Source organism: Cupriavidus sp. GW821-FHT02F09 (assembly GCF_059421605.1).
In genome coordinates, this window is record NZ_JBWKVH010000004.1 from 235,312 (window position 1) to 262,049 (window position 26,738).

Sequence of the window (26,738 nt, forward strand, 5' to 3'; positions counted from 1 at the left end):
CAAAAGCGCCCTGGCGGTTGACCAGATCGACTCAGAAGATCAAAGCGACCCGAACGACAAGAAGACGCCTGCCTCCAGCCTGGGCGTGCGGTTGCGCCATGCGCGCCTGGTGTCGGGCTACACGCTGCTGCAGCTGGCGCAGAAGGCTGGCTGCTCGGAAAGCCTGATCTCCAAGCTGGAGCGCGGCCTGGCCTCCCCCTCGCTCGCCATGCTGCACCGGCTCGCGGTTGCGCTCGACACCAATATCGCCGCGCTGACGAGCGAGGACAACCCCAGCGAAAGCCCCATCAAGCGCCAGGGCGAGCGTCCGGTCATCAAGGCGGGCGGCATCGCGCTGGAGCGCATTGTGCTTGCCAAGCGTGGCGGTTTGCTGCAGGCCAATATCCACATCGTGGCACCGGGCGAAGCCAGCGATGGGCAGATCGAGCATGTCGGCGAGGAAGTCGGTTATGTGCTTGAAGGCACGCTTGAGCTGACGCTGGGCGACATGAGCTACACAGTTGGCGTGGGCGATGCGTTCACGTTCCCGAGCAGCGTGCCGCACGGTTACCGTAACGCCGGCACCGGCGTGGCGCGGGTTTTGTGGGTCAATTCACCGGCGACCTTCTGATTGCCTGCTCACAGGTATCTCGGCAAGCACGCGCCTCAAGCCGGCTTGAACAGGTGCAAGGCGGACAATATCGGTCCGCTGGAAATAGCAAACACCGTTGATCCGGCTCACGATCATGCGGCTGACCCTGCTTGCCCCACCCTTGACACCCCCCAACCCCCCATGTTCCAATCCGCCCACATTCTGATTTGGGTCGACGCCCAAGCCAACCTGCCTTCCCGGGCAAGGTGGATCGCGAAAGCGGATGTGGCTCCTTGAGGAGCAACCAAACGGGCCATGCGTCGACCCTCCTTGCACGGAGGGTTTTTTGTTTTCTGCTTCGGTCATGGATTGCGAGATCACACGCAGCCGCTTCCAGGGCTGCCTGCTGGGCGGCGCTGTTGGCGATGCACTGGGCGCTCCCGTGGAGTTCCTGTCGCTCGCGGAGATCCGCGAGCGCTTTGGCAAGGACGGCATCACCGGCTACGCCCCGGCCTGCGGTGGCGTCGGTACCATCACCGACGACACGCAGATGACGTTGTTCACGGCGGAGGGCTTGCTGCGGGCGTGGGTGGGCGAGGCGAGCGGGGGCGTCGGCAGTGTGCCTGGCGTGGCCTCGCGCGCTTATCTGCGCTGGTTGCTGACGCAGGGGATCCAGCCGGCGTTTCATCGCGATGTGCTGTCGGACCAGCCGGGATGGCTTTACCAGCAGGCGGCACTGCATAGCCGGCGCGCGCCGGGAAACACTTGTTTGTCGGCGCTGGAGGCGATGCTCAAGCTGGGAGAGCCCGCGCGCAACGATAGCAAGGGCTGCGGGGGCGTGATGCGTGTGGCGCCGGCTGGCCTGTTTGTGTGGCGGCGCGCCGGGCAGCGATCGCCTCAGGATGCCTTTGTCCTGGGAACGGAGCTGGCCGCGCTGACCCATGGACATCCAAGCGGATCGCTGACGGGCGGCGTGCTGGCGGTGTTGATCCGCGAGCTGGCCGACGGTGCTGCGCTGCCTGATGCTTTGTCGAGCGCCAAAGCGTGCTTGTCCACGCGGCCGGATCACGAGCAGACGCTCCTGGCCATCCTGCATGCGCAGGCGCTGGCCGACTCCGGCGTGGCCTTTGATGATGCCATCGCGCGCCTGGGCGAGGGCTGGGTGGCGGAGGAGGCGTTGGCAATCTCCATTTACTGCGCGCTGGTCGCGCGTGATTTTCGTCACGGGGTAGTGCTGGCGGTGAATCACGATGGCGACTCGGATTCCACGGGCGCCATCACGGGAAACCTGCTGGGCACGTTGCTTGGCGTGGAGGCGATTCCGCCGGAGTGGCTGGCGCCTTTGGAGCTGCGCGAAGTGATCACCGAGCTGGCTGATGACCTGAGCGTGTTCCCCGAGTGGGACTTGGGCATCGCCCCGGCAGACGAGGCGCTGGTTCGGCGCATCCGGACGAAGTATCCTGGGCTTTGAATGTTGCGCGCTACGGCAGCAGCGTTTGATTGCCGATAGCCGATAGCCGATAGCGGGACCGGACATTGCCTTGTCCGGAATGCGATTTATGATGGCGCTCCCATCTCCAAGCCCAGCAGCGGGGCCCGGTATCCCATGCATCAGGAAGAAGAACTCAGGGTCGCAAAGCGCAAGGCATTGGCCTTGCTGCTGTTCGCGTTTGCCGTTTTCGTCACCACCGTGCTCCTGCCGCGCGCGCCTTTGACGGATGGCGTGCGGGCGGCGGCGGAGGCGGCGCTGGTTGGCGGGCTGGCGGACTGGTTTGCGGTGGCGGCGTTGTTCCGGCGGATTCCGTTGCCGGGCTTTGCGCGCCACACCAACATCATCATCCGCAAGCGGGACGATATCGCGGACGGCCTGGCGGTGTTCGTGAAGGAGAAGTTCCTGGACGTGCCGTCCGTGGTTGCGCTGATCGAGCGGCACAATCCGGCGCTGGTGGTCACCCGCTGGCTGGAGTCGCCCGCCAACGCGCGGCAGATCGGTGATGTGGTGGTGAAGTTCGCGAGCGGCATGCTGGATGTGATGGATGAGCGCAACATCCAGTCGCTGCTGAAGCGGGCGGTGGATACGATGATCGACAAGGTCGATCTGTCGGAGTCCGCAGCGACCATCCTCGACAGCCTGACCAGGAACGATCGGCACCAGGCGCTGCTCGACGAGACCATCGCGCAGTTGATCGCCTTGCTCAACGAGCCGCCCGCCCGCGCTTTTATCTCGGAGCGGATCGTGGAGTGGCTCAAGAGCGATCACCCCAGGAAGGAGCGGCTGCTTCCCACCGAGTGGATCGGGAGCAATGGCGCTGACATGATTTCCGCGGCGCTGAGCCGCGTGCTGACCCAGATCGAGGGCGATGCCGATCACGAGTTGCGCAAGCGCTTCGATGCGGCCGTGCAGCGTTTGATTCAACGGCTGAAGCACGATGCCACCTTCCACGCCAAGGCCGAGGCGCTGAAGGCGCACCTGAAGCAGGATGGGGCGCTGAACGCCTATGTCGGGGGGCTTTGGGCCGAGTGGCGCAATTGGTTCAAGCGCGACCTGGCGCGCGAGGATTCCGCCACACACCGCAAGGTGGCGGCGGCGGGCCAGTGGATCGGCGCGGAGCTGGCGCGCAACGCGTCCCTGCGCGCATCGCTCAACGATCACCTGCGCGATGCGGCGCGCAATATGGCGCCGGACTTTGCGGAGTTCATCACGCGGCATATCAGCAACACCATCCGCAGCTGGGATGCGCGCGATATGTCCCGGCAGATCGAGCTGAACGTAGGCAAGGACCTGCAGTACATTCGCATGAACGGCACGGTGGTCGGCGGGCTGATCGGCGCGGCGCTGTACCTGATCGCGCAGCTGCCGGCGTGGCTTGGCCGCTAGGCGCCAGCAGGATCGCGCGCCATTGACCAGGTCGTCCGGCTCGGTGTATGCGCGCACATGAAACCAATGTTTCTCTGCATGTTGCGCGCCGCGAGCCGCTTGCATTCGTGGTTCAATAGGCGCGGTGCTTATTTTTGCAGTGAACCATCATGACCCTGATCGACATCAAGACGCTCCAGCAAGCGGCCGCCGCATTTGGCGAGGCCCGCGGCTGGGGCAAGTATCACAGCCCCAAGAACCTGGCCATGGCGCTGAGCGTGGAAGTGGCCGAGCTGGTCGAGATTTTCCAGTGGAAGACGGAGGAGGAGGCGCGCGCCGTCATGTCCACGGACGAGCGTGCGCACGTGGAGCAGGAGCTGGCGGACATCACGATCTACCTGGCGCAGTTGCTGACCGCGCTCGATGTTGACCTGAACGCGGCGGTGAAGGCCAAGATGGAGATGAATGCGGTGAAGTATCCGGCGAAGACGGGCGGCACGGATTGAGGTGAGGGGGCCAGGTGAGGGGGCCAGGTGAGGGGGCCAGGTGAGCGGCGCCAGGGCAGCGGCGCCGCCGGAGAGTCTTCAGCGCGCTGGCGCACCCTTCTGCCCGCCAAGCCGCGGATTGGGATATTCGCAGCCCAGCTCGACCCGGCCCTTGTACTCGCGTGCCACGATCCACGCGCCGCGCGCGCTCTCGCGGGCCAGGCCCCGGCCGGCCACGCCGCGCAGGCCGAGCTGGCTGGCCACGGCGTTGAGGTCGGTGGCGCTGGTGATGCCATAGGCCGTGTAGTTGCCGAGCTGGTAGTCGCCGAAGCGCACGTCGGTGGTGGGCAGGCCGGCAACGCTGACGGGCTTGGGGGTGCGATACACGGCGGAGGCAAAGCCGCTCAGTTCGTCGTTCTTGCTCCACCCGGGCAGCCCGCCGTCTTCCAGGGCATCGACGTAGGCGGCCACGCCGCTGGCTTCGCCCTTGCAGTCGAGCAGGGCGGCTAGCGGTGGCAGGTTGGCCGCGTGGGAGATGGCGGGGCCGCCGATGGCCAGCAGGATAGCGCCCAGGCGCAGCAGTTGCTTCTTCATTGTCATTGTTCCGAGGTTGAGATTGGCGCGATATTGTCCATCATGGCTGCATCATCGTGTCCAGCACGGCCGCACGCCGCGCGATGCAATTCCGGTGCCCCTCTTCCTCACCGTTCCATCCTGGGCCACATGCCGGTAGACTTTGGCCGTTGCATCGAGGTCATGCCAGTCATTGGCCGCCGATGCCGCATCGCTGGTCCCCATCCCCCGTTCCGGCCGGACATTCCCGGCCACTTCCATGCTGGAGCCCCCGCACCGCCATGAAGATCCTGATCGCACGACTGAACCACGAAACCAATACCTTCTCGCCGGTGGCGACGCCGCTGTCGTCCTTTCATCCGCAATACGGCGAGGACGCGTATCGGGCGAGCAAGGGCACGCGCACGGCCATCGGTGCCTTTATCGACCTGGCCGAGGCGGCAGGCGCGGAGCTGGTGGTGCCGGTCACGGCCAGCGCCAACCCGAGCGGACGCGTCGCGGCCGATGCGTATGCGGCCTTGTGCGATGCCATCGTCAAGGCGGCGCCCGGGTGCGATGCCGTGATGCTCGACCTGCACGGCGCCATGGTCGCGCAGAACAGCGACGACGGCGAGGGTGAGTTGCTGGCGCGCCTGCGCGAAGTGCTGCCGCACGCGCCGATTGCCGTTGCGCTGGACCTGCACGGCAACGTGACGCAGGCCATGATCGATCACGCGGATATCGCGGTCAGCTTCAAGACCTATCCGCACGTGGACATGTACGAGACTGGCGAGCACGCCGGCCGCCTGCTGATGCGCATGCTCGAGCAAAAGGCGCGGCCCGCGCTGGCCTGGCGGCGCCTGCCGATGGTCACGCACACACTGCGCAGCAATACCGGCGAAGGCGCGATGCAGCGCGCGGTGGCGGCGGCCAGGCAGGCCGAGGCCGACGGCATGCTGGCGGTGTCGGTGCTGGCCGGCTTCGGGCTGGCGGATATCGCGGCGCCTTGCCTGAGCGTGCTGGTGGTGGCCGACGGCGGCCAGGCTGCGGCGCAGGCAGCGGCCGACAAGCTTGCCGCGCAGATCTGGGCGGAGCGCGCCGGCTTTGTCTATGAGAGCGAGCCGCTGGCGGAATCGATTGCGCGCGCCGCGCAACTGGCCGCGCAAGGTGGCAGCGGGCCGGTGCTGTTGCTGGACCACGGCGACAACTGCATGTCGGGCGGCACCTGCGACGATATGCAGGTCCTGCGCGAGGCCTTGCGGCAAGGCTTGTCCGGCATTGCCGTGGGGCCGGTATGCGACCCGCAGGCCGTAGCCGCGATGATCGAGGCCGGCGTGGATGCCCGCGTGACGTTGCCGGTGGGCAACAAGGTGCCGTTGACCCAGCTTGGCATCTACCCGACGCCGCTGACCCTGACCGGCCGGGTGGCCGCCATCAGCAATGGAGAATACGTGATCAGTGGCCCGACCTACACCGGCGCGCGCATCCGCATGGGCCGCACCGTGCTGCTCGATATCGGCGCGGCGCAGGTGGTGGTGACCGAGACACCGCAGGAGCACTGGGACCTGGGCATCTTTACCCATATCGGTGTGGATCCCCTGGCGCAGCGCTTCCTGTTGCTGAAGTCGCGCATGTACTGCCGGCCGGTGTTCGTGCCGATCGCAAAGGCGGTGGTGGAGTGTGATGGCGGTGGCGTGACGAGCTCGCGCTACACGCAGTTCCCGTTTGCGCGTCTGACGCGGCCGGTGTATCCGCTGGAGGCGGACGTGACCTTGGGCGCGTAGCTAGCGGGTGGCGGCCGGAGTGGGCAAGTCCTGATGCCCTCCTCGTGCCGCTGCTACGCCGCCGCGCCGCTAGCCAACGGCTACCGGTCAGCGGCCCTGGCCCAGCGCCGCATCGATTGCCTCCAGCAGGCGCGGATCGTTCGCGGCGACGTCCGGTGCGAAGCGCGCTACCACCTTGCCTTCCCGGTCGACTAGGAACTTCTCGAAGTTCCACAGCACATCGGTGGTGTTCTCCGGGTTCACGCCGTAGCCCTTCAGGCGTTCACGGAAAGGGCCGTCGCCGATGGCGGCCGGCTGGGCTTGCGTCAGTGCCGCGTACAGCGGATGCTGGTCCGGCCCGAGCACCGAGACCTTCGAGAACATCGGGAAGTGCACGTCGTAGGTCAGCTTGCAGAATTCCTGGATCTGCGCCTCGTCGCCCGGCTCCTGGCCTTTGAAGTTGTTGGCCGGGAATCCCAGCACCTCCAGGCCCTCGGCGCGCTTGGCCTGGTACAGCGCTTCGAGCCCTTCGTACTGGGGCGTCAGGCCGCACTTCGATGCCACGTTCACAACCAGCAGCACACGAGCGCGAAAATCCGCGAGCCGGCTGTCGGTGCCGTCGATGCGTTTCAGGGGAATGTCGTACAAGGTGCTTGCCATCTTTCGTCCTTACGTGAGTGGTATGGATGCCATGGAGCCGACAGTATGCAGGCCTTGGAGGTTTCTTGCCGGTGGGCGTCCCGGCTTCCCGCGCATGCTGCGTTGCAGCGTCAAAGCGCCACGGCTGCGCCACAGCCCTGATTGTTGCCACTGCGCGCAACCGCACACCCATTCCCCCGCAGTATTTCCTAAACTGCAAGACACTCGCCATCACGGCCAGCGGTCCCCGCGCTGGCCCTTCCGCCATGCCGCGCCTTGTCTTTGCCTCTGCGATCCAGCGCCATATCCCGAGCCCGGAGCGGGAAGTGCCCGCGGCTACCGTCTGCGCCGCGCTGGAGATGGCGTTTCGGGAGCAGCCGGAGCTGCGCGGCTATATCCTCGATGACCAGGGCCAGTTGCGCCGGCACCTGGCGGTGTTTGTGGATGGCTCGGCCATTCGCGACCGCCGGCGCATGAGCGATCGCGTGGGCGCCAGCAGCCAGATCTTTGTGGTGCAGGCGCTGTCAGGCGGTTGACGGCTTGCCGCTGAAGGCTCGGCGCTCAAGCGTGGAGGTCAGCATGAACGATCAACTTCTCATTGGCACGCGCAAGGGCTTGTTGATGCTGCGGCGCGACAGCGCGCTCACCTGGCTGCAGGAGTCGGTGCATTTCCTGGGCGAGCCCGTGAGCATGGTGCTGGGCGATCCGCGTGACGGTGCCTTGTATGCGGCACTCAACCTTGGGCATTTTGGCGTGAAGCTATGGCGGCGCAGGGCGCGCGGCGTGGCGTGGGAGGCTTGCGCGGTGCCGGTTTATCCGCCCCAGCCGGAGCCGGATCCGCCCCGGGACGCGGCCGTGCCGGGCGTACCCATCCCTGCGCAAACCGGCGAACCCGCGGTCGCCGCGCCGCCGGTGCCGTGGTCCTTGCAGCAGATCTGGTCGATGGAAACCGGCGGGGCCGATGAGCCCGGCGTGCTGTGGGCCGGCACCTTGCCGGGTGGCTTGTTCCGCTCGGGCGACGGCGGCGCCAGCTGGGCGCTGAACCGGCCGCTGTGGGACCGCCCCGAGCGCAGCGAGTGGTTCGGCGGCGGCTACGATGTGCCGGGCATCCACTCCATCTGCGTGGATCCGCACGATAGCCGCCACGTCACCGTGGCCGTGTCGTGCGGCGGTGTGTGGCAGACGCGGGACGGTGGCAGGAGCTGGGCCTGCACGGCGAGCGGCATGGTGGCCGACTACATGCCACCGGAGCGGCGCGAGGATGGCAATATCCAGGATCCGCACCGGCTGGCGCAATGTGCCGGCCATCCGCATGCAATGTGGGTGCAGCACCATGGCGGGATCTTTCGCTCCGGCGATGCGGGCATGCACTGGCAGCGCTTGCACGCCAAGCCGTCGAGCTTTGGCTTTGCCGTGGCGGCGCATCCGCGCCGGCCCAATACCGCGTGGTTCGTGCCGGCAGTCAAGGATGAATGCCGCGTGCCGGTGGACGGCAAGCTGGTGGTCACCCGCACGCGTGACGGCGGGGTGAGTTTTGAGGCATTCTCCGAGGGGCTGCCCGCGGCGCCGTCGTATGACCTGATCTACCGGCACGGGCTGGCGGTGGACCATACCGGCGAGCGGCTTGCCATGGGCTCCACCACCGGCAGCCTGTGGATATCGGAGAGCGGCGGGGAGCGCTGGAAGCTGTTCTCGGCACATCTGCCGCCGATTTACTGCGTGCGCTTTGTTTGAGTTGTCCGCGCGCGCTCAGGGCCCATCGATTCACCTGGACAGGACGCGAACGCATGGCTGAAGCAAGCGCTAGGAGCACAACCAAATCCCACGAAGCGCCCATCGCCCGCGTCGGCATCGGCGGATGGAACTTCGCCCCCTGGCGCGACAACTTCTATCCCGCCAGACTGACGCAAAGCCGGGAGCTGGAATACGCCAGCCGCCAGCTCACCGCCATCGAGATCAACAGCACTTACCACGGCACCCAGAAGCGCACTTCGTTTGCCAAATGGCGCGACGAGACGCCGGATGGCTTTGTGTTCTCCGTCAAGGCATCGCGTTTTGCCACCAACCGCCGCGTGCTGGCGGAGTCCGGCGAGTCCATCGCGCGCTTTCTCGACAGCGGCATCGCCGAGCTGGGCGACAAGCTCGGCCCCATCGTCTGGCAGTTCGCGCCCACCAAGCCGTTCGACCCGGAAGATTTCGAGGCCTTCCTGGCGCTGCTGCCGGCATCGGTCGAAGGACGCAAGCTGCGTCATGTGCTCGACGTGAGGCACGAGAGCTTCATGACGCCAGCCTATCTCAAGCTCGCGCGCAAGTACAAGGCGGCCACCGTCTTCACGGACTCGGACAAGTTTCCGTCCTTCGCGGATCTCACCGCGGATTTTGTCTATGCGCGGCTGATGCGCAGCGCACAGACGCTGAGGAGTGGCTACGCGCCCAAGGCGCTGGATGCGTGGGGCGAGCGCGTGCAGGCCTGGGCGGCGGGCGGGAGGCCGGAGGATCTGCCGCAAGTGGATGCCAGCGCACCTGCAAAGCGCAAGCGCGAAGTCTTCGTGTTCTTTATCAGCGGCGCCAAGGAGCGCGCGCCGGCAGCGGCGCAGGCGCTGCTGGCGCGGCTGGGATGGCAGGCGCCGCCCTGGGAAGCCGGCGCCAGGGGTAAATAGACGCAGGGAGGCGACGGGAGGCGACGGGAGGCGACAAATTGACGACAGAAGCGCGGTAGCCAGCCCGGTATAATCCGGCATGACCTCAAGCCCTACCCAATCCGCAGCGCCCGCCGCTGCCGGCGCCTCTTTCTCCAAACTGCCCCTTTCGCCCGCCACGCTGGCGACGCTGGAGCAGCTCGGCTACCAGACCATGACACCGATCCAGGCGGCCAGCCTGCCGATCGCGCTGGCCGGCCAGGACCTGATCGCGCAGGCCAAGACCGGCAGTGGCAAGACCGCCGCCTTCGCGCTGGCGCTGCTGAACCGGCTCGATGCGCGCCGCTTCGACGTGCAGGCGCTGGTGCTGTGCCCCACGCGTGAACTGGCCGATCAGGTCACGCAGGAAATCCGCCGCCTGGCGCGCGCGGAAGAAAACATCAAGATCCTGACGCTGTGCGGTGGCTCGCCGATGCGCCCCCAGGCCGACAGCCTGGCGCATGGCGCACATATCGCCGTGGGCACGCCCGGCCGCATCATGGATCACCTGGAGCGCGGCACGCTGAACCTGGATGCGCTCAACACGCTGGTGCTGGACGAAGCCGACCGCATGCTCGACATGGGCTTCTTCGACGACATCGCCTATGTGGCAAGCCACTGCCCCAAGGAGCGCCAGACGCTGCTGTTCTCGGCCACCTATCCCGAAGGCATCGCCAAGCTCAGCCAGCAGTTCCTGCGCAAGCCGCGCGAGGTCAAGCTGGAAGAGCAGCACGATGACAGCAAGATCCGCCAGCGCTTCTACGAGGTGGCCGACAGCGATCGCCTGAACGCCGTGGGCCTGCTGCTCAACCATTTCCGCCCGGTCAGCACGCTGGCCTTCTGCAATACCAAGGCCCGCTGCCGCGACCTGGTCGACCTGCTGCGCGCGCAAGGCTTCGAAGCCCTGGCGCTGCACGGCGAGCTGGACCAGCGCGAGCGCGACCAGGTGCTGGTGCAGTTCGCCAACCGCAGCTGCTCGGTGCTGGTCGCCACCGACGTGGCCGCGCGCGGGCTGGACATTGCCCAGCTCGAAGCGGTGATCAATGTCGACGTCACGCCCGACCCCGAGGTCTACGTCCACCGCATCGGCCGCACCGGCCGCGCGGACCAGGATGGCTGGGCGCTTAGCCTGGCGAGCATGAACGAGATGGGCCGCGTGGGCAATATCGAGCAGGCCATGGGCGCCGAGATGGAGTGGCAGCCCCTGTCCGACCTGACTCCCGCCAGCAATGAGCGCCTGCTGCCCCCCATGGTCACGCTGCAGATCCTTGGCGGGCGCAAGGAAAAGATGCGCCCCGGCGACATCCTCGGCGCGCTCACCGGCGACGCAGGCTACGCCAAGCACCAGATCGGCAAGATCAACGTGATGGACATGTCCACCTACGTGGCGGTCGAGCGTTCGATCGGGCGCGAGGCGATGCGCAAGCTGAATGACGGGACAGTGAAGGGCAAGCGCGTGAAAGTGCGCATGCTGACGGAATAACGGTGGCCGCGACGCTGCTGTCCCCGCGCATGGCGGGCTCGCCGTGCCCACTTGGTGCTGCCCGATGAAAACGCCGAAGCGGCTCCAGCCGCTGGTCGAAGACGGCCTGGTCGACGAGGTGTTGCGCCAGTTGATGAGCGGCAAGGAAGCCACCGTCTATGTCGTGCGCAGCGGTGGCGAGATCCGCTGCGCCAAGGTCTACAAGGATGCCGCGCAACGCAGCTTCCGCCAGGCCTCGACCTACCAGGAGGGGCGCAAGGTCAAGAACAGCCGGCAGGCGCGCGCCATGGAAAAAGGCACGCGCTACGGGCGCAAGGTGGCAGAAGAAGCCTGGCACAACGCGGAGGTGGATGCGCTATACCGCCTTGCCGCCGCCGGCGTGCGCGTGCCCACGCCGCACCTGTGCTTCGAGGGCGTGCTGCTGATGGAGCTGGTGGTGGATGCCGAGGGCAATGCCGCGCCGCGCCTGAATGACGTGGCGCTGAGCCCGGAGCAGGCGGTGGCATTCCACGACGCGCTGATCGAGCAGGTGATCCTGATGCTGTGCGCCGGCGTGGTGCACGGCGACCTGTCCGAATTCAACATCCTGGTGGACGCCGACGGCCCGGTCATCATCGACCTGCCGCAGGCGGTGGATGCCGCCGGCAACAGCGAAGCCAGCGCCATGCTGGAGCGCGATGTGGATAACCTCGCGTTTTACTTCGGCCAGTTTGCGCCGGCGCTCAATGGTACGCAGTACGGCAAGGAAATCTGGGCGCTTTACCAGGCCGGCTTGCTGCATCCTGGCGTGAAGCTGACCGGCCAGGTTGCCGTGGACGACACCCCGGTGGACGTGGACGCCGTGCTGGCGGAAGTGGAAGACGTGATCCTGGAAGAAGAGGCGCGCCAGCGCTACCTGCAAAGCGCGGAGTAAGGCGGCAGCGCGGCCGCGCTGCGCTCAGAACTGCGCCGAGTACTGTACGAGCAGGAAGTTGATGCCGGGGTTGGGCCGCTTGATCCTGCCGTTGGAGTAGTGCTGCAGGCGCAGCGCGACTTCGGAGTGCATGGCATCGTCAAAGTGGTAGCCGATGGCGATGCGGTCGCCGAACTGGAACGCCGTGGAGAACACGGTCGTATCCGAGATGCGGGTGCGCGAGAGCAGGTGGGCGCCGATGGCGAGATCCACGAAGGCTGTCGCGTTGCCCCCACCCTGCAAGCGAAAGACGGGCGTCAGGCCGATGTCGCCCATTGCGCCGCTGCTGCCGCCATGCGGATCCCAGGCGCCCGCGGAAATCTCCAGCCCCAGGCGCAGCCTGACCGATCGCGTGGCACTGTCCCACAGGTCCTGCCTCAGGTCCCAGCGCAACTCGAGGCGGCCAAGGTTGGCTTCGGGCGCGATGCCAAGCGAGACGCCGACGCGAGCGGGCTCGAACCAGCCAGCGTCGGCGATGGGCGGCGGGTTTGCCTGGGCGTAGGTACAGGCGCCGTGCAGTGCGAGTACGCCGGCAAACGAAGAGACGCGCATCGAGAGATCCTCGCAACGGACTGCAGGGCTCTCGTCCAACGCGTGGCTGCCCGGCTCTTCGTTTGATCATACACACTGGCAGTCAGGCTCGCCGGGCTTTCGTCAGCGAGGAGCCCGGCGCGGCCACTCGCGTGCAAGCCCCGTCCGCGCACTGGCAACAACAGGCATGCGGCGCTCAACCGAGCCGCACCACGTACCCCGCCTTCGGCTCGCTTCCACCTGCCACCAGGCTCGCGATTCTCTCCTGCGCGGCGCCGAAGCCCCGCGCTTCGATCAGCGTCAGCCAGCCGTTCGCCGGCTCTTTCACATAATCGATAAACGCGCGCTGCGCTGCGTTGAAGCGCCGGTTCACGCCTTCGGGCCCCCAGTCGGCATTGCGCTTGCGGATCTGCACCGGTGCGAAATAGAACTCGGGCTTGGGCCCGGGCAGGCCGGTATCGCGCAAAAAGCCCGTGTTCTGCGCCGAGCCGGCAAAGCAGTCGTACACCAGCGCGTCGCCAAAGTGATGGTGCACGCGTGCGCGCAGCGCTTCGTCGCCGGAGAAGTCCACGTAGAGCGTGGGCACGTCGGTGCTAAGCGTTTCCAGTCCGTCGTAGCTGACCACTTCCTCGTAGCAGCCAAGGCCTTCGACAAAGGCGCGGTTGCGCTCCGAGGTAATGGCGGCCAGCGAGATGCCGGGGATGTCGCGCAGGCAGAAGGCGGTGCCATAGGCGGTCTTGCTGGAGGCGCTGGACACTACCAGCCGGGTCGTGCCGAAGAAGCGGTTGTCTTCGAGGAAGTCGGCCAGCATGAACGACGTGATGAACAGTGGCCGGTACAGGATCTGGTAGTTCTCCAGCTCGGGTGCGTAGGCGGCGTCGTTGGTCACGCGGGTGTACTGGTTGTACGCGGAGGTCAGGGACCGGCGGTTCTCGATGGCATCGTAGAAGCCGCGCTCGGTCACGCGTTCGGGCTGCATGCGGATATGGCTGGCGATGGGGAAGTAGCCGTAGAAGCGCTCGCCCGCCGCCACGCCGGGCACCTTGGAGTCCACCACATCGGCAAAGCCCCACACCGGCATATGGCCCCATTCTTGTTGCCCGGTGGGAAAGAACTGCCAGTAATTCATGGCGTCGCCGAAGGCGGCGTAGGTGATGTTGTTGGTGGTGAGTGCGAAGCGGTCGATCTTCAGCAGGACTTCGCCGGGGGCGGCGTCGGTGCGTTCCTGGCGCGCTTCCAGCCGGCTTTCATTTAGGGCATGCTTGCGTGTCAGCAGTCGGGTGACCGTGAGCGATTGTTCGGCGCTGTCGTTGTGACTGCCTTGGTGGCTGCCATGGTCGCTGTGCTTCGTCTGATCCATCGTCTGATCCATCGTCTGTCCCATTTTCTGTCCCTTTCTCACCGTCGAGGTCGATGCCACCAATGTATCGCCGCAAGCAGGCCGCCGGGTTCGGAAACGCGGGTGCCGCGGCCGAGCCGGCGCAAGCGCCTGCCAGGCCGCTGAAACGCCCGTCGCAGCAGCGCGCGCGCTTTACCGTGGATGCCATTTACGAGGCGTTTGTTCGGATATGGCGGGCGCGTGGCTGGGACGGCGTGACCACGCGCGCCGTGGCGCTGGAGGCCGGATGCTCCGTAGGCACCCTGTACGAGTACTTCCCTAACAAGGAGGCGCTGCTCTCCGGCTATGTGCGGCACACCATCGAGCTGCTGCTGGCGCGCATCGAGGCCGAAGTGGCGGCCGTACCCGGGCTGGACTGGCGCACGCGCGTCCAGCGCCTGGCACGGCTGACCTGCGGCGCCGACGATGCCTCGCTGGAGGGCTTCGAACACGAGATGCTCATGCTGGAAGCGCGCATCGCCGAGACCAAGCATCACCGCCGTGTGTTCGATGAGTTGTACGCGGCCTGGCAGCGCGCGCTGGCGGCATGCCCGGATTTGCCGGGCGCGCCGGACCCCGCCATGGTGCGAAGCCTGCTGGAGGCGGTCTGGGGCGCGCGCCGCTATCGCCTGCTGCTGCAGGCTGCCGAGTCCTCGCGGGCGGCATGGGTGGCGCAGATGGAGCGGCTTTGCCTGCTGGCGCTGGGGGCCGCGCCGTTGTCTTCGGATCCTATGGATTTTATGGATCCTGCGCGTCGCTCCTGAACCCTACCTTCTTGTGCGTGCCGTCGCAGAACGGCTTGTTGCCCGACTGGCCGCAGCGGCAAAACCAGGCCTCGGTCATGCGGGTGATGGTTCTGCCGGTGCCGCTGATGACTTCAAGATTGCCTTTGACGCGCAGCGGTCCGTTGGGGATGGGATGGATATCGAGGGGCCCATCGCGCTGCGCCAGCGGCTCCGATGCTACGGTGGCGGCCTCGCCGGTGGCGACGAAACCCGCGCTGGCGTGGCTGCCGTCGCACAGGGGCTTGTTGCGCGAAGCGCCGCAGCGGCACAACGTCAGGCGAAAGCCGGCGGGCTGGCCATCGATGGTGATGGCGGCGCGCAGCGCCAGCGGGCCGTTCTCGAGCACGCGCACCACATTGACCAGCGGCGCCGCCTCGCCGGGGGAATCGTCGACGTTCTGGTAGCTGATGGCGCCCGATGGGCAGTTGTGCGCAATCTCCGCGATTTCTTCGGCGCTGGCGTTGTCGGGGTGGATCCACTCGCCCTGCACGCCGGGCACGAACACGTCCGGGCGGTCCAGCACGCAGTGGCGCGAATGGATGCAGCGGCTGTCGTCGAAGAGCACGATGACGCGCTTGCCGGCAACGGACTCGGTGGCCATGGCTGGCCCTCCTGCGCATTGCGCGCCAGGTGGCGCGCTCCCTTTCCTTTATAGCGCTTGCCGGCGGGTTTGCGCAGTGCTTTTCAGCGGCTTGGTTTTTTTGCAAAGATTCGTGTGCGTCACCCTGTAAGGCGTGCGCGCGTGGTGCTAATCTGAAGGCGATAGGCAGCGGCGCGGTGCGCAGGTGCCCTGCCAGGCGCTCCCGCCTTTGCGCGGGTCGTGTTGCAATCCGTTGGGATCGAACAAGGAGTGGGTGATGAAAACTGCACGACAGGTTCTTGAGTCCAAACCGACTCAGGCTATCTACAGCATTCCCCCTGGCGCCACGGTTTATGCTGCGCTGCAACTGATGGCGGAAAAAGGCATTGGCGCGTTATTGGTGATCGAACGCGGCGATATCGTTGGTATTTTGAGCGAGCGGGATTATGCGCGGAAGGTGATCCTGATGCAGCGGACTTCCCGGGAGACCTTTGTTCGCGACATCATGACGTCGGCGGTGATTTATGTGCGCGGGGATCAGAGTACCGATGAGTGCATGGCGTTGATGACGCAGCATCGGTTGAGGCACTTGCCGGTGATGGACGGCGATGCCCTGGTGGGCATGTTGTCGATCGGGGACCTGGTCAAGGATATTATTTCCGAGCAGAAATTTATCATCGATCAACTGGAGCACTACATTAGCGGGACGCCCCATCCCAAGCTCTGATCTCATTGCCCCGGTGATTCCTGGTAAATGGAAGCTGATTTACCGCAGGTTCAAGGGCTTAAGGTCACAAGCTTAAAGTCAAAGGCAGTTTCATGACCCCTGCGGGGCGCCGGCCTGTTTTCCTGTCTCCCAAAAGGGCAGGCTAGGAAGGCGCCCCATACGGTCTTGGCACATCTTCACGTCTCGCTTCGCTGCGTGTGACGGGTGGCTTGTTGGGGCCAGCCCAATCTGGCCCCGCTGTATTGGGTACGCTCCCGTCCCTGCGGCAACAAAAAAACCACAAAATTCCGTATTTTGCTTCGTGTCGGCTTGCTGGCAGATGGCCGCTCGTACTGAACAGAAGTACGCACGTTCAGGCAAAAGGCGCGTTTGCGCCGCATCAGAAACCAACTTAGTGCCGCACTCCATATTTGGTATCCGCATATAATTATGCATTCACTGAATTAGGCCCGCCCGGGCCGTGCAGGCGGCATCTGCCAGCTCGTGGCAGTTCTCGATTCGCGCAGCGCTGGGTACGCGTCCAATCGGTTGATTTCAATTTTGTGGCCATGTTCCCCGATATAGGCTGACAAACGAGGTGGTTTGTTGGCGGTTGGGCGCAACGTTGGTTGCTTATGACTACGCGCCCTGCTGCCTCCGATGTCTTCCTCCACTTCTGCTTCATCTGCTTCTTCTGCGGTTGCTACCCCTGCCCTGAGCCACCAGGCCATCATGCGCGTGATCGGCGGGATCATCCTTTGCATCTTGCTGTCCGCGCTGGACCAGACCGTGGTGATTCCGGCGGTGCCGGCGATTGCCAATGACCTGAACGGGTTTGGCCATTTGTCGTGGATCGTGACGGCCTACCTGATCACTTCCACCGTTTCCACGCCCTTGTACGGCAAGTTGTCGGATACCTATGGCCGGCGCCGGCTGCTGATGCTGGCGATCGCGCTGTTCATCCTGGCCTCGGTGGCGTGCGCGATGGCGGCTACGCTGGAGCAGCTGATCCTGTTCCGTGCGCTGCAAGGCATTGGCGGTGGCGGCTTGATGTCGCTGGCGCAGGCGGCGATTGCGGATGTGGTGGCGCCGCGCCAGCGTGGGCGTTACCAGGGTTACCTGGCGACCGTGTGGGCGGTGGCTTCCATTGCCGGCCCGCTGGTGGGGGGCTGGACTTCAGATCATCTGTCGTGGCGCTGGCTGTTCTGGATCAATGTGCCGCTGGGGTTGCTGGCCATGTTCATGTGCTATCGGGGCTTGAGCCAGTTGCAGGTGCGTGGCGGCTCGGCGCGGGTGGACTGGGGCGGCGCGCTGCTGCTGACGGTTTCCATTGTGGCCTTCCTGCTGGCGATGAGCTGGGGGGGCGATGTCTACGACTGGATCTCGCCGGAGATCGCTGGCCTGGCGCTGCTGGCCTTGGTGGCGGTGACCGCGCTGGTCTGGCAGGAGCGCCGCGCGGGCGACCCGATGCTGCCGCCGCGGCTGTTCCGCAACCGCGCTTATGTGCTGGGCGTGGCGGCGTCCGCGATGGCTGCGCTGAATATCTTCTTGTGCATCTTCGCGCTGCCGCTGCATTTCCAGCTGGTGCGCGGCGCCGATGCGTCGGAGTCCGGTTTGCTGGTGGTGCCGTTCCTGCTCTCCACCGTGGCGGGCAATTTCATCGTGGCCGGGCTGGCGCCGCGCCTGGGGCGGATGCGCGGCATCCTGACCGGCGGATTCATTGCCGCGGCGCTGGGCTTGCTGGCGCTCGTGGCGGTTTCGCCGTCCACGCCGCTGGCGCTGGTCTTGCTGGCCATGATGGTGGCCGGCGTGGGGCTGGGCATGACCATGGTCGGCACCTTGATGACGGTGCAGAACGTGCTGGAGCGCCGCGATACCGGCGCCGGCACCGGCGCGCTGCTGGTGCTGCGCTCGCTTGGCAGCGCCTTTGGCGGCGCGCTGGCCGGCACCTTGCTGACGCTGGAATTCCGCCATGCCCTGCACGCTTCCGGCGTGACGCAGGCGCTGGACCTGGGCGCGCTGCGCCACGGCAGCGAGGCGCTGGCCCATCTCTCTCCCGCAGTGCGGGACGTGCTGACGGGCGGCGTGGAGTCGGGCTTCCGGTTGATTTTTGCCGTGGGCACCGTGGCCGCCCTGCTGGCGCTGGTGATCGTGCGCCGCATGCCGGACGTGGAGTTGCGCAGCAGCGTGACCGAGCACGCGGCCACGCTGGCCATGGAGTAAGCGGGAGGAGGCTTGCGCATCCATTTCACGCCCAACGGCGTAAACTACGGATAGACCATCTCCGGAGTTTCCTACATGCGCAGCCTTCCCGAACAGCGCTCACGCGCCCTGCAACGCATCGCCTTGTCCGGCGCGTTGGTCCTGGCCGCTGCCGCCGCTGTTGTCGCCGCGCCGCGTCTTGCGCAAGCCGCCGATACCCCGGCAGCCACCGCCGCCAAGCCGGCCGGCGCCTGCCCGGCCTCGCTCAACTTCAAGTTCCCCCGCCTGCAGGACGAAGCGCCGCAAAACCTCTGCCAGTACGCCGGCAAGGTCGTAGTGGTGGTCAATACCGCCAGCTATTGCGGCTTTACCCCGCAATACGAAGGGCTGGAGGCGCTGTACGCCAAGTACCGCGAACGCGGGCTGGTGGTGCTGGGCTTCCCGTCCAACGACTTTTCGCAGGAGCCGGGCTCCTCCAAGGAGATCGCCGACTTTTGCTACAACACCTATGGCGTGAAATTCCCGATGCTGGGCAAGTCGCACGTGCGCGGCAGCGATGCCAATCCCATGTACGCGCTGCTGGCCAAGCAGTCCGGCACCACGCCCAAGTGGAATTTCTACAAGTACGTGATCGACCGCAACGGCCAGGTGGTGGGCAGCTATAACAGCATGACCAAGCCCGACGACAAGCAGTTCGTGAGCAAGATCGAGCAACTGCTGGACGGCGCGCGCTAAGCCGCCGGGCTACTAAGCTGCCATCGGCACCGCACGGCTTCGCAGCCGTGAAGCCGTGCGCCACCAGGTTGAGCGCGGTAAAGCCGATCCCGGCCAGGCACACCGCCTGCCAGCCGCCAAGCGCCCAGGTGGCGCCGCGCACACTGCCCTTCAACGTGGCCGCGCCCATGGCATCGGCGCACGATTCGCTGGCTTCTTGACCAGCGTCAAGCCGCCGGGGCGCCGCCATCGCTACTTTCGCCGCTTTGGGGAGAGACAGACGATGGCCATCACGCTATACGATGCCGGCGGGCACACCTGCCTGCTGTTTTCGGACCTGGTCGAGGAGGAGCACGGCGAGGTGGTGCAGACCAACCAGTTCCTGATCGTCGACGCCGGCCACGGCGCGCTGATCGATCCTGGCGGGCACATGACCTACGGCGAGCTGTACCTCGCCATCAGCCGCTACTTTCCGCCCAAGCAGCTCGACTACGTGCTGGCGTCGCACGCCGATCCGGATATCGTGGCCTCGGTCGGGCGCTGGCTGACCGCCTCCGATAGCCGCATCCTGATCTCGCGCGTCTGGGCGCGGTTCTTGCCGCATTTCTGCCAGGCGGGCAAGACGCAAGGGCGCATCGTCACCATCCCCGATGCCGGCATGCCGATCGCGCTGGGCAACTGCACGTTGCTGGCGGTGCCGGCGCATTTCCTGCACTCGGAGGGCAACTTCCAGTTCTACGATCCCATCAGCAAGATCCTGTTCTCCGGCGACCTGGGCGCGGCCATGACCAGCGCGCGGGAAGCCGGCGCGGTGGTGAGCGATTTTGCCGCGCACACCCGCGCCATGCTGCCCTTCCACCAGCGCTACATGAGCGGCAACCGCGCCTGCCGGCTGTGGGCCAACATGGCGCGCGGGCTGGATATCGAGTGGATCGTGCCGCAGCACGGCCCGTCGTTTCGCGGCAAGGTGATGGTGGCGCAGTTCATCGACTGGGTCTCCACGCTGGAGTGCGGGCTGGACCTGCTTAGCCAGGACAACTACAGGCTGCCGCCCGTCACCACAACGGCAGCCTGACGCCCGGCACCGGTTGCACGATCAATCGCGCGCCAGCCCCTCGGCCACCAGCGCCTCGTGCACCTTCGGCCGCGCGGCCACGCGCGACAGGTAGGCCTGCAGCGCGGGGTAAGGGTTGAGCGGCATGTGCAGCATATTGGCCCAGTTGGCGACGGCGAAGCAGTAGGCGTCGGCCACGGTGAACTGCGTGCCGCACAAGTAGTCGCGCGTGGCCAGGTGCCGGTCCAGCTCGGCGAAGCGCAGGGCCACCTTGGCCAGGCAATCCTCGCGTGTGCTCTGCGCGGTTTCCTTGTGCCACAGCCACGGGCTGAAGACCTTGTGCAGCTCGGTGGAGACCAGCGTCAGCCAGCCCACCGCTTCCAGGCGCGCCTGGGTGCCGGCCGCCGGCAGCAGCGCCTTGCCCGGGGCGAGGTCCGCCACGTATTGCAGCAGCGATGCGGCTTCGGTGTGGCGCGAGCCATCGTCCAGTTGCAGCATCGGCACGTAGCCGCGCGGGCTCACCGCGTAGAAGTCGTCGCTGCCGTTTTCCGGCTCGCTCAGCTTGTGCCGGGCCAGGTCGACCTTGGCGAGCGAAAACGGCAGGCCGGCTTCGCGCAGTGCGATATGCACGGCCAGGGAGCAAGCGCCAGGGGAGTAGTAGAGCTTCATCGGGTAGTCCTCGCTGTTTTGGGTTCGGTTTTTCAGGGTTTGCCGCCACGCCTTGTGGTGGCAGTGCAGGCAGTCTAGGATTGCGAAAGCGCAATCACAATGCGCACTGACGCAAGCTATGGCTGCAAATCTGCAATGAACATACCCTACCAACTCTCTTCCCCCGATCTCGACGTGGTGCTGGCATTGGTGCGTTGCGCCACGCTGGCCGAAGCCGGGCGCCGGCTCGGGCTTGATGCCTCCACCGTGTTCCGCGCGCTGCAGCGCATCGAGAAAGGGCTGGGGCGGCGCCTGTTCGAGCGCAGCCGCGCGGGCTACCTGCCGACCGAACTTGCCCAGCAGTTCGCACAGCATGCCGAACGCATCGAGGCCGAGCTGGAGGCGGCGCGCGCGCATGCCTCGGTGTCGGCCGGCACGGTGTCGGGCCTGGTGCGCATCACCACCACCGATACCGTGCTGCATGGCATGGTGCTGCCGGCACTGGCGCCGCTCGGGCGCAAGCATCCCGGGCTGAGCTTCGAGCTGATCGCCACCAATGAGCTGGTCAGCCTGACCCGGCGCGACGCCGACATCGCCGTGCGCGCCACGCGCCATCCACCCGATCACCTGATCGGCAAGTGCCTCGGCCCCTTGCGCGTGGCGGTGTTCGCGGCGCGGGAGTTGGTGGAGGCGGCCGGCATCGCGATCCCCGGGCACGGCGGCGCCGTCGACCTTGCCGCGCTGGCCACACTGCCGTGGATCGCGCCGGACGAGGCCATGCCCGATCACCCGTCGGTGCGCTGGCGCCGCAAGCACCTGCCGCGCGTGGTGCCGCAGTACCGCGTCAACAGCATCGCCGGCGTGCTGGAAGGCGTCGAGGCAGGGCTCGGCGCCGGCATTGTTTCGCTGATGATCGGGCGGCGCAGCGGCAAGCTGGTGGCGCTCACCGGCACGCTGGACGAGTGCGACACCGACCTGTGGCTGCTGACACATCCGGAGTCCCGGCATCTGCGGCGCATCGCCACCGTGGTCAGCCACCTGGCGGAGCATGTCAGGCTGGACGCGTAGGGCGTTGAGAACGTGCGCTCACGGCGCCGCCAGCGCGGCGGGAATGGCGCTGGCCAGAAAATCGTAGACCGCGCGGATACGCGCGCTGCCGCGGATTTCCCGGTGCACGGTGAGCCAGACCGGCAGTGGTGGAATGGACAGCGCGGGCAGCACCGTGCGCACGCGCGCATCGCCGGCGGCGATATAGCGCGCCGCAAAGCCCACGCCCAGGCCGGCGCGGATCGACTGCCACAGCACGATATCGTCATCGCTGCGCACCGCGAACGCCTCGCGCGTGATCTCCACGCCCATGGCGCGAAAGCCGCGCAGGATCGTGTCGTCGCCGTCATAGCCGATCAGGTCGAAGCGCGGCAGGTCCTGCGCCGTGCGCGGCACGCCCTTGCGCCGCAGGTAGTCCTCGTGGGCGCAGGCACATAGCGCCACGGACGCCACCTTGCGCGCGATCAACGATGCCTGCACCGGCCGCACCATGCGGATGGCGATATCGGCCTCGCGCCGCAGCAGGTTGCTGACGGCGTTGGACGACACCACTTCGATGGCGAGTTGCGGCTCGCGCAGGCGCAGGTCTGCCAGCAGCGGCGGCAGCAGGTAGCTGGCCACCGCGCGGCTCGCGGAGATGCGCACCGTCCCCGCAATGCCCGCCTGGTCGCGCGCGAGCGTGCGCGCGACCGCGTCCGCGCCCTGCTGCATCACCCGCGCATGCCCGGCGATGGCGCGCGCAGCCTCTGTCGGCTGCAGGCCGTGGCCGGTGCGCTCGAACAGCGGCACGCCGAGCTGCGCCTCCAGTTGCGCCACGTGGCGCCCCAGCGTGGGCTGGCTGCTGGAAAGCTGGCGCGCCGCGCCCAGCAGGCTGCCGGCCTCCATCACGGCCAGGAAGGAGCGCATCAGCGTCCAGTCGAATGCTTCGGCCATTTTCTCCATCGCTCCTTGCCTGGCGTTATATTCAAAAATGAATTCGCGTGTTGCATATTCATGCAATTGTGGCGTAGCGAAGGATTGCCCACAATGGTCTTCAGGCGATACCGCAAGGAGAACGTGATGCAGGAGAACATGATGCGCGACACCGTATTGATACTTGGCGCCAACGGCCGTCTAGGCCGCACCCTGGTGGATGCCTTCGCGGCGGCCGGCTGGACGGTGCTGGCGCAGGCACGCCGTCCGCTGGCGGGCACGGCAGCGCACAACGTGCGCAGCCTGGCTATCGATGTGGCCGACACCGCGCAACTGCTCGCCGCCGCGCGCGGCGCCAGCGTGGTGGTGAACGCGCTCAACCCGGTCTATACCGAATGGGAGCAGCACGCCGAAGCACTGGCGCGCAGCGGCATGGAGGTGGCGCAAGCGCTGGACGCCTTGCTGCTCTATCCCGGCAACGTCTACAACTTCGGCGAGTCGATGCCGCCGCTGCTGCGCCCCGATACCGCCGAGCGGCCCAGCGCGCGCAAGGGCGAGATCCGCCACGCCGTCGAGGCCGGGCTGCGCGAGCGTGCGCCCGGGCTGCGCAGCGTGATCCTGCGCGCGGGCGATTTCTTCGGCGGCCCGGGGCGCGGCGCATGGATGGACCTGGCGATCGCCAAGTCGCTCGATCAAGGCAAGGTGGTCTATCCCGGCCCGCGCGACCGCGCGCATGCCTGGGCCTACCTGCCCGACCTGGCGCAGGCCTTCGTTGCGGTGGCAGGCCGTCACGCCGATCTGCGCGGCCATGCCGTGCTGCATTTCGCGGGGCATACGCTAACGGGCGATGAACTGGTGAGCGCGCTGGCCGAAGCCAGCGGCATGGCGCACGCACCGCGCGTGGGCGGCATGCCATGGTGGCTGATCCGCGCAGGCGGCGCGGTGGTGCCCATGTGGCGCGAGCTGGCCGAGATGGCTTACTTGTGGAAGATGCCACATGCGCTCGATGGCACGGCGCTGGAAGCCCTGGTGGGCGAGCTGCCGCGCACGCCGCTCAAGCAAGCGCTGCGCGCAAGCCTGGGCGAACTGGGTTTGCGAGTGGCCGCCTGAGTGTGGCGTCAGGCCTGCCCAATGATGTCGGCGCGCGTCACCACGCTGCCGAAATGATGCCGCCACAGCGTCTCTCCCAGCGCACCGGAAGGATCGAGAGACGACCCGACGGTGAGATCGGAGATCAGCGTGGGCTGCAGGCCCGCATCGAACAGCGCGAAGCCCGCTGCCAGCACGCAGGTCTCGGTCTGGATGCCGGCAACAAGCACACGTTCTGGCGCCAGCTCACGCAGATACGCAATTGCCTCGGCGCACGGCAGGTAGCCATGCTTCACGAACACGCGATCCGCCGGTATGAGGGACTGGTCGCCCGTGCCGGGCGCCCAGCCGAGCTGGCGCATGAACGGCGTGCGCGCTTCGTCATGGTGCTCCACGGTTGCTACCGAAGGCATCTGGCCGATCAGTGGCAACAGGCCATCGATCAGCCATTGTGGCGGCGAGAAGGTGGGCTGAACGTCGACGATCAACAGGGCTTGTCGCAAGGTATTCTCTCCGGAGATCGCATCGAAATGCCAAGCCGGGAGATTATAAGAGACGGCCTGCGCCCGGCCGCGCAACTTAGTCCAGCATCGCCGCCAGCGTCGGCGGCAAGCCGCGATTCGGCTTGTGCGGCGGGCGCGCGAAGCTGCCTTGCGCCGCGCCAGTGGGCGCCAGCGCAATCAAGCTCTCGCAATGCCGGATCGCGCTGGACACGCCATCCACCACCGGCACCGGAATCCGGTCCTTGAGCGTACGCGCCAGCCCGGCCAGCGGCGCGCCGGCCACGATGATCACGTCCGCACCATCCTCGCGCACTGCCTTCAGGCTGAGTTCCTCCAGCCGCGCCGCATGATCCTCCTGCACGCTGCCGATATCGCGCAGCGGCTGCTGCAGCGAACGCACGCTGGCCAGCCGCGAGGTCAGCCCGTTAGCCGCCACGCACTCGCGGTACCAGGCCTCGATCCGATGCGAAATCGCAATGATGGAAAAACGCTGCCCAAGCAGGCAGGCGCTGGCCAGCGCCGCCTCTGTCATGCCCACCACCGGCACATTGAACAGCTCCTTCAACCCCGCCAGCCCAGGATCGCCAAACGCAGCCACCACCAGGCCATCGAACTGCCCCTGATGCTCCGCCGCCACGCAAGCCGTAGCGTAGCCCCCCACCAGCGCCTCGAAACGCGTCTCGATATAAGCCACGCCAAACTGCGCCGTCGCCATCGTCAGCGAAGTCCCCGGCGAAGCCGTACGCAAAGCCTCCGCGCGAATCAGCTCGGTAACGCTCTCGGAAATATTAGGATTAACAACAAGAATACGCATGATCACGTCCGGAAAAAATGACACGCTAACCGGCCCCCAGGGGCCGCCCACCAAGCGATGCGAAGCGAGCCGTAAAGGCGTACCAGGCCGTATGGGGCGCCTCGTCGTCAGCCAAAAAGAGCGGAAAAGAGGGGGCCATGTTTGAGCATCGCCTTAAGGCGATGTGAGTTTGGCCCCCGGCCGCTCTTTTTGGCTGACGACGAGGGGGTGTCGCCCCATCCGGCGCGCCTTCTTTGCCTACTTTCTTGGCAAGACAAGAAAGTAGGTCGCCGCCCCGCAGGGGTGGTGAAACTGCCTTTGACTTTGAGCCTTTGAAGCTGACTTTGAAGCTGACTTTGAAGTTAAGCAGTGGAAGTCGAAACCAAAACCACCAAGCCTCAAACCAACGACGGCGCGCCCGCAGGCAAGAACCTCCCCCGCCCCGGAACCGGCTCCAGATACCTCCCATCCTCCACCAGCAACTCCCCCCGCGAGAAGCAATGCACCGGCCACCCGGTAACTTCAATCCCCTCATAAGGCGTGTAATCCACCGCATGATGCAAATCGCTATTAGCAATCCGCACCTTCCGCGATGGATCCCACAACGCAATATCGGCATCCGCGCCAACAGCGATGGTTCCCTTGCGCGGATACAAGCCATAGAGCCGCGCCGGCCGGTACGAAGTCAGCTCGACAAACTGATGCAACGAAAGCCGGCCTTGCGCGATGCCGTTGAACAACAGCGGCAAGCGCGTCTCGATCCCGGGCACGCCATTGGGAATGTGGTCAAACGGCTGGGCCGTGCCGCCCAGCTTCTTGCCTTGCGGATCGTCATAGTTGAACGGCGCATGGTCCGAGGAAAACACGCTGAACACGCCATTGGTCAGCGCACGCCAGACAGCAGCCTGATTCTCCGGATCGCGCGGCGGCGGGCTGCACACGCACTTGGCGCCTTCGTAGCCATCATCGCCAGGCAAGCCCATATCCTCGGCAGTCAGGTACAGGTACTGCGGGCAGGTCTCGGCCAGGATCGGCAGCCCCCTGCCCTGTGCCCAGCGAATCTGCTCGATCGCCTCCTTGCCGGAAACATGCACGATCAGGATCGGCACGTCGACCAGCTCGGCAAAGGTGATAGCGCGATGCGTGGCTTCGCGTTCCACCAGCGCAGGCCGGGCCATGCCGTGGAAGCGCGGCGAGATGCGCCCTTCCCCGACCAGTTTTTCAGTGAGCCACGAGATGCAATCCGCGTTCTCGGCATGCACCATCACCAGCGCATCGTTTTGCTTGGCCACGTCGAGCACGTCCAGCATCTCGCGGTCGGATAGCTTCAGATCGTCGTAGGTCATGTAGACCTTGAACGAGGTGTAGCCCTTGCGAATCAGTTCGGGCAATTCATTCTGCAAGACATCCGGCGTGGGGTCCGCCACGATCAGGTGGAAGCCGTAGTCCGCCACCGCACGGCCTTCGGCGCGGCGATGGTAGTCCGCCACAGCTGCCTTGAGCGAGCCGCCCTTTTCCTGCGCCGCGAACGGGATCACCGTGGTGGTGCCACCGCACACGGCAGCGCGCGTGCCGGTGAAAAAATCATCCGCCATGCGCATGCCGTCGGGCATGGGCTGGTCCAGGTGGACGTGGCCATCCACGCCGCCCGGCAGCGCCAGCAGGCCGGTGGCATCCATCTCGCGCGCGGCGCGCGGCAGGTCATGGCCCAGCATGGCGATGCGGCCGTCGCGCACGCCGATGTCGCAGGTGAAGCGGTCTGAGGCGGTGACCACTTCGGCGTTGCGGATGACAAGATCAAGTTCGGTGTTCATGC

27 protein-coding genes and 1 riboswitch are annotated in these 26,738 nt (G+C 66.2%); of the genes, 17 read left to right on the plus strand and 10 right to left on the minus strand.

What is annotated here, in order from left to right:
• Positions 1-25: 25 nt before the first annotated feature.
• The 4 genes from AC07XB_RS07035 to AC07XB_RS07050 all read left to right on the plus strand — a co-directional run bounded on the left by AC07XB_RS07035 (position 26) and on the right by AC07XB_RS07050 (position 3,934).
• Positions 26-610 (plus strand): helix-turn-helix domain-containing protein, encoded by a 585-nt coding sequence (locus tag AC07XB_RS07035; RefSeq protein WP_253929463.1) that lies wholly within the window; start codon positions 26-28, stop codon positions 608-610.
• Between the two features lie 173 nt (positions 611-783).
• Positions 784-889, plus strand: a riboswitch (SAM-I-IV-variant riboswitch).
• Between the two features lie 28 nt (positions 890-917).
• Positions 918-2,042, plus strand: coding sequence for an ADP-ribosylglycohydrolase family protein (locus AC07XB_RS07040; RefSeq protein ID WP_492827391.1), 1,125 nt, complete (start codon positions 918-920; stop codon positions 2,040-2,042).
• A gap of 135 nt (positions 2,043-2,177) precedes the next feature.
• The gene (locus AC07XB_RS07045; protein WP_492827389.1) at positions 2,178-3,449 is read left to right on the plus strand and encodes a DUF445 domain-containing protein; all 1,272 of its coding nucleotides are present in this window, start codon (positions 2,178-2,180) and stop codon (positions 3,447-3,449) included.
• Positions 3,450-3,598: 149 nt separating this feature from the next.
• A complete protein-coding gene (locus AC07XB_RS07050; RefSeq protein WP_150985404.1) occupies positions 3,599-3,934 on the plus strand; it encodes a nucleotide pyrophosphohydrolase in 336 nt (111 codons plus the stop codon).
• Between the two features lie 78 nt (positions 3,935-4,012).
• On the opposite strand, the gene AC07XB_RS07055 is transcribed toward AC07XB_RS07050, so the two are convergent.
• Positions 4,013-4,507 (minus strand): hypothetical protein, encoded by a 495-nt coding sequence (locus tag AC07XB_RS07055; RefSeq protein ID WP_492375490.1) that lies wholly within the window; start codon positions 4,505-4,507, stop codon positions 4,013-4,015.
• Between the two features lie 260 nt (positions 4,508-4,767).
• Here AC07XB_RS07055 and AC07XB_RS07060 point away from each other — a divergent pair, with 260 nt between their 5' ends.
• Complete coding sequence (locus AC07XB_RS07060) at positions 4,768-6,249, plus strand: M81 family metallopeptidase (RefSeq protein ID WP_492827386.1); 1,482 nt, start codon at positions 4,768-4,770, stop codon at positions 6,247-6,249.
• An 87-nt stretch (positions 6,250-6,336) separates the two neighbouring features.
• Here AC07XB_RS07060 and AC07XB_RS07065 read toward each other — a convergent pair whose 3' ends face one another.
• Positions 6,337-6,888, minus strand: a complete 552-nt coding sequence (locus AC07XB_RS07065; RefSeq protein ID WP_492827384.1) for a glutathione peroxidase — start codon at positions 6,886-6,888, stop codon at positions 6,337-6,339.
• Positions 6,889-7,133: 245 nt separating this feature from the next.
• Here AC07XB_RS07065 and AC07XB_RS07070 point away from each other — a divergent pair, with 245 nt between their 5' ends.
• The 5 genes from AC07XB_RS07070 to AC07XB_RS07090 all read left to right on the plus strand — a co-directional run bounded on the left by AC07XB_RS07070 (position 7,134) and on the right by AC07XB_RS07090 (position 11,941).
• Positions 7,134-7,403, plus strand: a complete 270-nt coding sequence (locus tag AC07XB_RS07070) for a MoaD/ThiS family protein (protein WP_043342689.1) — start codon at positions 7,134-7,136, stop codon at positions 7,401-7,403.
• Positions 7,404-7,446: 43 nt separating this feature from the next.
• Positions 7,447-8,601, plus strand: a complete 1,155-nt coding sequence (locus tag AC07XB_RS07075; protein ID WP_492827382.1) for a WD40/YVTN/BNR-like repeat-containing protein — start codon at positions 7,447-7,449, stop codon at positions 8,599-8,601.
• A gap of 53 nt (positions 8,602-8,654) precedes the next feature.
• Positions 8,655-9,527, plus strand: coding sequence for a DUF72 domain-containing protein (locus AC07XB_RS07080; protein ID WP_492827380.1), 873 nt, complete (start codon positions 8,655-8,657; stop codon positions 9,525-9,527).
• 79 nt (positions 9,528-9,606) lie between these two features.
• Entirely contained in the window at positions 9,607-11,028 is a 1,422-nt protein-coding gene (gene dbpA / locus AC07XB_RS07085) for an ATP-dependent RNA helicase DbpA (RefSeq protein ID WP_492375486.1), read from the plus strand.
• 64 nt (positions 11,029-11,092) lie between these two features.
• Positions 11,093-11,941 (plus strand): PA4780 family RIO1-like protein kinase, encoded by an 849-nt coding sequence (locus AC07XB_RS07090; RefSeq protein ID WP_492375485.1) that lies wholly within the window; start codon positions 11,093-11,095, stop codon positions 11,939-11,941.
• A 24-nt stretch (positions 11,942-11,965) separates the two neighbouring features.
• Here AC07XB_RS07090 and AC07XB_RS07095 read toward each other — a convergent pair whose 3' ends face one another.
• Together AC07XB_RS07095 and AC07XB_RS07100 are read right to left on the minus strand one after the other, a co-directional pair.
• Positions 11,966-12,532 (minus strand): acyloxyacyl hydrolase, encoded by a 567-nt coding sequence (locus AC07XB_RS07095; protein WP_492809301.1) that lies wholly within the window; start codon positions 12,530-12,532, stop codon positions 11,966-11,968.
• A 175-nt stretch (positions 12,533-12,707) separates the two neighbouring features.
• Entirely contained in the window at positions 12,708-13,871 is a 1,164-nt protein-coding gene (locus AC07XB_RS07100) for a DUF2855 family protein (RefSeq protein WP_492827378.1), read from the minus strand.
• A 62-nt stretch (positions 13,872-13,933) separates the two neighbouring features.
• On the opposite strand from AC07XB_RS07100, the gene AC07XB_RS07105 reads away from it, so the two are divergent.
• Positions 13,934-14,653, plus strand: a complete 720-nt coding sequence (locus AC07XB_RS07105; protein ID WP_492809303.1) for a TetR/AcrR family transcriptional regulator — start codon at positions 13,934-13,936, stop codon at positions 14,651-14,653.
• Here the strand turns inward: AC07XB_RS07105 and AC07XB_RS07110 are convergent.
• Positions 14,628-15,275 (minus strand): CDGSH iron-sulfur domain-containing protein, encoded by a 648-nt coding sequence (locus tag AC07XB_RS07110; RefSeq protein WP_492809304.1) that lies wholly within the window; start codon positions 15,273-15,275, stop codon positions 14,628-14,630. The genes AC07XB_RS07105 and AC07XB_RS07110 overlap by 26 nt on opposite strands.
• A 256-nt stretch (positions 15,276-15,531) precedes the next feature.
• Between AC07XB_RS07110 and AC07XB_RS07115 the strand changes: the two genes are divergently transcribed.
• The 4 genes from AC07XB_RS07115 (at position 15,532) to AC07XB_RS07130 (ending at position 19,951) form a co-directional block, all read left to right on the plus strand.
• Positions 15,532-15,981, plus strand: coding sequence for a CBS domain-containing protein (locus AC07XB_RS07115; protein ID WP_492375480.1), 450 nt, complete (start codon positions 15,532-15,534; stop codon positions 15,979-15,981).
• Between the two features lie 711 nt (positions 15,982-16,692).
• The gene (locus AC07XB_RS07120; protein WP_492375479.1) at positions 16,693-18,183 is read left to right on the plus strand and encodes an MDR family MFS transporter; all 1,491 of its coding nucleotides are present in this window, start codon (positions 16,693-16,695) and stop codon (positions 18,181-18,183) included.
• A gap of 75 nt (positions 18,184-18,258) precedes the next feature.
• On the plus strand, positions 18,259-18,897 hold the full coding sequence (locus tag AC07XB_RS07125) for a glutathione peroxidase (protein ID WP_441639140.1): 639 nt from the start codon (positions 18,259-18,261) through the stop codon (positions 18,895-18,897).
• Positions 18,898-19,159: 262 nt separating this feature from the next.
• On the plus strand, positions 19,160-19,951 hold the full coding sequence (locus tag AC07XB_RS07130) for an oxygen-binding di-iron domain-containing protein (RefSeq protein WP_492375477.1): 792 nt from the start codon (positions 19,160-19,162) through the stop codon (positions 19,949-19,951).
• 21 nt (positions 19,952-19,972) lie between these two features.
• Here the strand turns inward: AC07XB_RS07130 and gstA are convergent, their stop codons facing one another.
• Positions 19,973-20,599: a glutathione transferase GstA gene (gstA, locus tag AC07XB_RS07135; RefSeq protein WP_492827376.1), complete on the minus strand. Its 627-nt coding sequence runs from the start codon at positions 20,597-20,599 to the stop codon at positions 19,973-19,975.
• A 135-nt stretch (positions 20,600-20,734) separates the two neighbouring features.
• On the opposite strand from gstA, the gene AC07XB_RS07140 reads away from it, so the two are divergent.
• The gene (locus AC07XB_RS07140) at positions 20,735-21,646 is read left to right on the plus strand and encodes a LysR family transcriptional regulator (RefSeq protein ID WP_492375475.1); all 912 of its coding nucleotides are present in this window, start codon (positions 20,735-20,737) and stop codon (positions 21,644-21,646) included.
• An 18-nt stretch (positions 21,647-21,664) separates the two neighbouring features.
• Here AC07XB_RS07140 and AC07XB_RS07145 read toward each other — a convergent pair whose 3' ends face one another.
• The gene (locus tag AC07XB_RS07145; protein ID WP_492375474.1) at positions 21,665-22,558 is read right to left on the minus strand and encodes a LysR family transcriptional regulator; all 894 of its coding nucleotides are present in this window, start codon (positions 22,556-22,558) and stop codon (positions 21,665-21,667) included.
• A gap of 93 nt (positions 22,559-22,651) precedes the next feature.
• Here AC07XB_RS07145 and AC07XB_RS07150 point away from each other — a divergent pair, with 93 nt between their 5' ends.
• Positions 22,652-23,647 (plus strand): NmrA family NAD(P)-binding protein, encoded by a 996-nt coding sequence (locus AC07XB_RS07150; RefSeq protein ID WP_492827374.1) that lies wholly within the window; start codon positions 22,652-22,654, stop codon positions 23,645-23,647.
• An 8-nt stretch (positions 23,648-23,655) separates the two neighbouring features.
• Here the strand turns inward: AC07XB_RS07150 and AC07XB_RS07155 are convergent, their stop codons facing one another.
• The 3 genes from AC07XB_RS07155 to hydA form a co-directional block, all read right to left on the minus strand.
• On the minus strand, positions 23,656-24,129 hold the full coding sequence (locus AC07XB_RS07155; protein ID WP_150985420.1) for an isochorismatase family protein: 474 nt from the start codon (positions 24,127-24,129) through the stop codon (positions 23,656-23,658).
• A gap of 76 nt (positions 24,130-24,205) precedes the next feature.
• Entirely contained in the window at positions 24,206-24,943 is a 738-nt protein-coding gene (locus tag AC07XB_RS07160; RefSeq protein WP_416050132.1) for an aspartate/glutamate racemase family protein, read from the minus strand.
• A gap of 377 nt (positions 24,944-25,320) precedes the next feature.
• Entirely contained in the window at positions 25,321-26,736 is a 1,416-nt protein-coding gene (gene hydA, locus AC07XB_RS07165; protein ID WP_492376702.1) for a dihydropyrimidinase, read from the minus strand.
• Between the last annotated feature and the right edge of the window lie 2 nt (positions 26,737-26,738).

What these genes read in the sequence shown, in the direction of transcription:
- AC07XB_RS07045 (WP_492827389.1), top strand. Translation starts at nt 2,178, where the DNA reads ATGCATCAGGAAGAAGAACTCAGGGTCGCAAAGCGCAAGGCATTGGCC.
- AC07XB_RS07050 (WP_150985404.1), top strand. Translation starts at nt 3,599, where the DNA reads ATGACCCTGATCGACATCAAGACGCTCCAGCAAGCGGCCGCCGCATTT.
- AC07XB_RS07055 (WP_492375490.1), bottom strand. Translation starts at nt 4,507, where the DNA reads ATGAAGAAGCAACTGCTGCGCCTGGGCGCTATCCTGCTGGCCATCGGC.
- AC07XB_RS07060 (WP_492827386.1), top strand. Translation starts at nt 4,768, where the DNA reads ATGAAGATCCTGATCGCACGACTGAACCACGAAACCAATACCTTCTCG.
- AC07XB_RS07065 (WP_492827384.1), bottom strand. Translation starts at nt 6,888, where the DNA reads ATGGCAAGCACCTTGTACGACATTCCCCTGAAACGCATCGACGGCACC.
- AC07XB_RS07070 (WP_043342689.1), top strand. Translation starts at nt 7,134, where the DNA reads ATGCCGCGCCTTGTCTTTGCCTCTGCGATCCAGCGCCATATCCCGAGC.
- AC07XB_RS07075 (WP_492827382.1), top strand. Translation starts at nt 7,447, where the DNA reads ATGAACGATCAACTTCTCATTGGCACGCGCAAGGGCTTGTTGATGCTG.
- AC07XB_RS07080 (WP_492827380.1), top strand. Translation starts at nt 8,655, where the DNA reads ATGGCTGAAGCAAGCGCTAGGAGCACAACCAAATCCCACGAAGCGCCC.
- dbpA (WP_492375486.1), top strand. Translation starts at nt 9,607, where the DNA reads ATGACCTCAAGCCCTACCCAATCCGCAGCGCCCGCCGCTGCCGGCGCC.
- AC07XB_RS07090 (WP_492375485.1), top strand. Translation starts at nt 11,093, where the DNA reads ATGAAAACGCCGAAGCGGCTCCAGCCGCTGGTCGAAGACGGCCTGGTC.
- AC07XB_RS07095 (WP_492809301.1), bottom strand. Translation starts at nt 12,532, where the DNA reads ATGCGCGTCTCTTCGTTTGCCGGCGTACTCGCACTGCACGGCGCCTGT.
- AC07XB_RS07100 (WP_492827378.1), bottom strand. Translation starts at nt 13,871, where the DNA reads ATGGATCAGACGAAGCACAGCGACCATGGCAGCCACCAAGGCAGTCAC.
- AC07XB_RS07105 (WP_492809303.1), top strand. Translation starts at nt 13,934, where the DNA reads ATGTATCGCCGCAAGCAGGCCGCCGGGTTCGGAAACGCGGGTGCCGCG.
- AC07XB_RS07110 (WP_492809304.1), bottom strand. Translation starts at nt 15,275, where the DNA reads ATGGCCACCGAGTCCGTTGCCGGCAAGCGCGTCATCGTGCTCTTCGAC.
- AC07XB_RS07115 (WP_492375480.1), top strand. Translation starts at nt 15,532, where the DNA reads ATGAAAACTGCACGACAGGTTCTTGAGTCCAAACCGACTCAGGCTATC.
- AC07XB_RS07120 (WP_492375479.1), top strand. Translation starts at nt 16,693, where the DNA reads ATGCGCGTGATCGGCGGGATCATCCTTTGCATCTTGCTGTCCGCGCTG.
- AC07XB_RS07125 (WP_441639140.1), top strand. Translation starts at nt 18,259, where the DNA reads ATGCGCAGCCTTCCCGAACAGCGCTCACGCGCCCTGCAACGCATCGCC.
- AC07XB_RS07130 (WP_492375477.1), top strand. Translation starts at nt 19,160, where the DNA reads ATGGCCATCACGCTATACGATGCCGGCGGGCACACCTGCCTGCTGTTT.
- gstA (WP_492827376.1), bottom strand. Translation starts at nt 20,599, where the DNA reads ATGAAGCTCTACTACTCCCCTGGCGCTTGCTCCCTGGCCGTGCATATC.
- AC07XB_RS07140 (WP_492375475.1), top strand. Translation starts at nt 20,735, where the DNA reads ATGAACATACCCTACCAACTCTCTTCCCCCGATCTCGACGTGGTGCTG.
- AC07XB_RS07145 (WP_492375474.1), bottom strand. Translation starts at nt 22,558, where the DNA reads ATGGCCGAAGCATTCGACTGGACGCTGATGCGCTCCTTCCTGGCCGTG.
- AC07XB_RS07150 (WP_492827374.1), top strand. Translation starts at nt 22,652, where the DNA reads ATGGTCTTCAGGCGATACCGCAAGGAGAACGTGATGCAGGAGAACATG.
- AC07XB_RS07160 (WP_416050132.1), bottom strand. Translation starts at nt 24,943, where the DNA reads ATGCGTATTCTTGTTGTTAATCCTAATATTTCCGAGAGCGTTACCGAG.
- hydA (WP_492376702.1), bottom strand. Translation starts at nt 26,736, where the DNA reads ATGAACACCGAACTTGATCTTGTCATCCGCAACGCCGAAGTGGTCACC.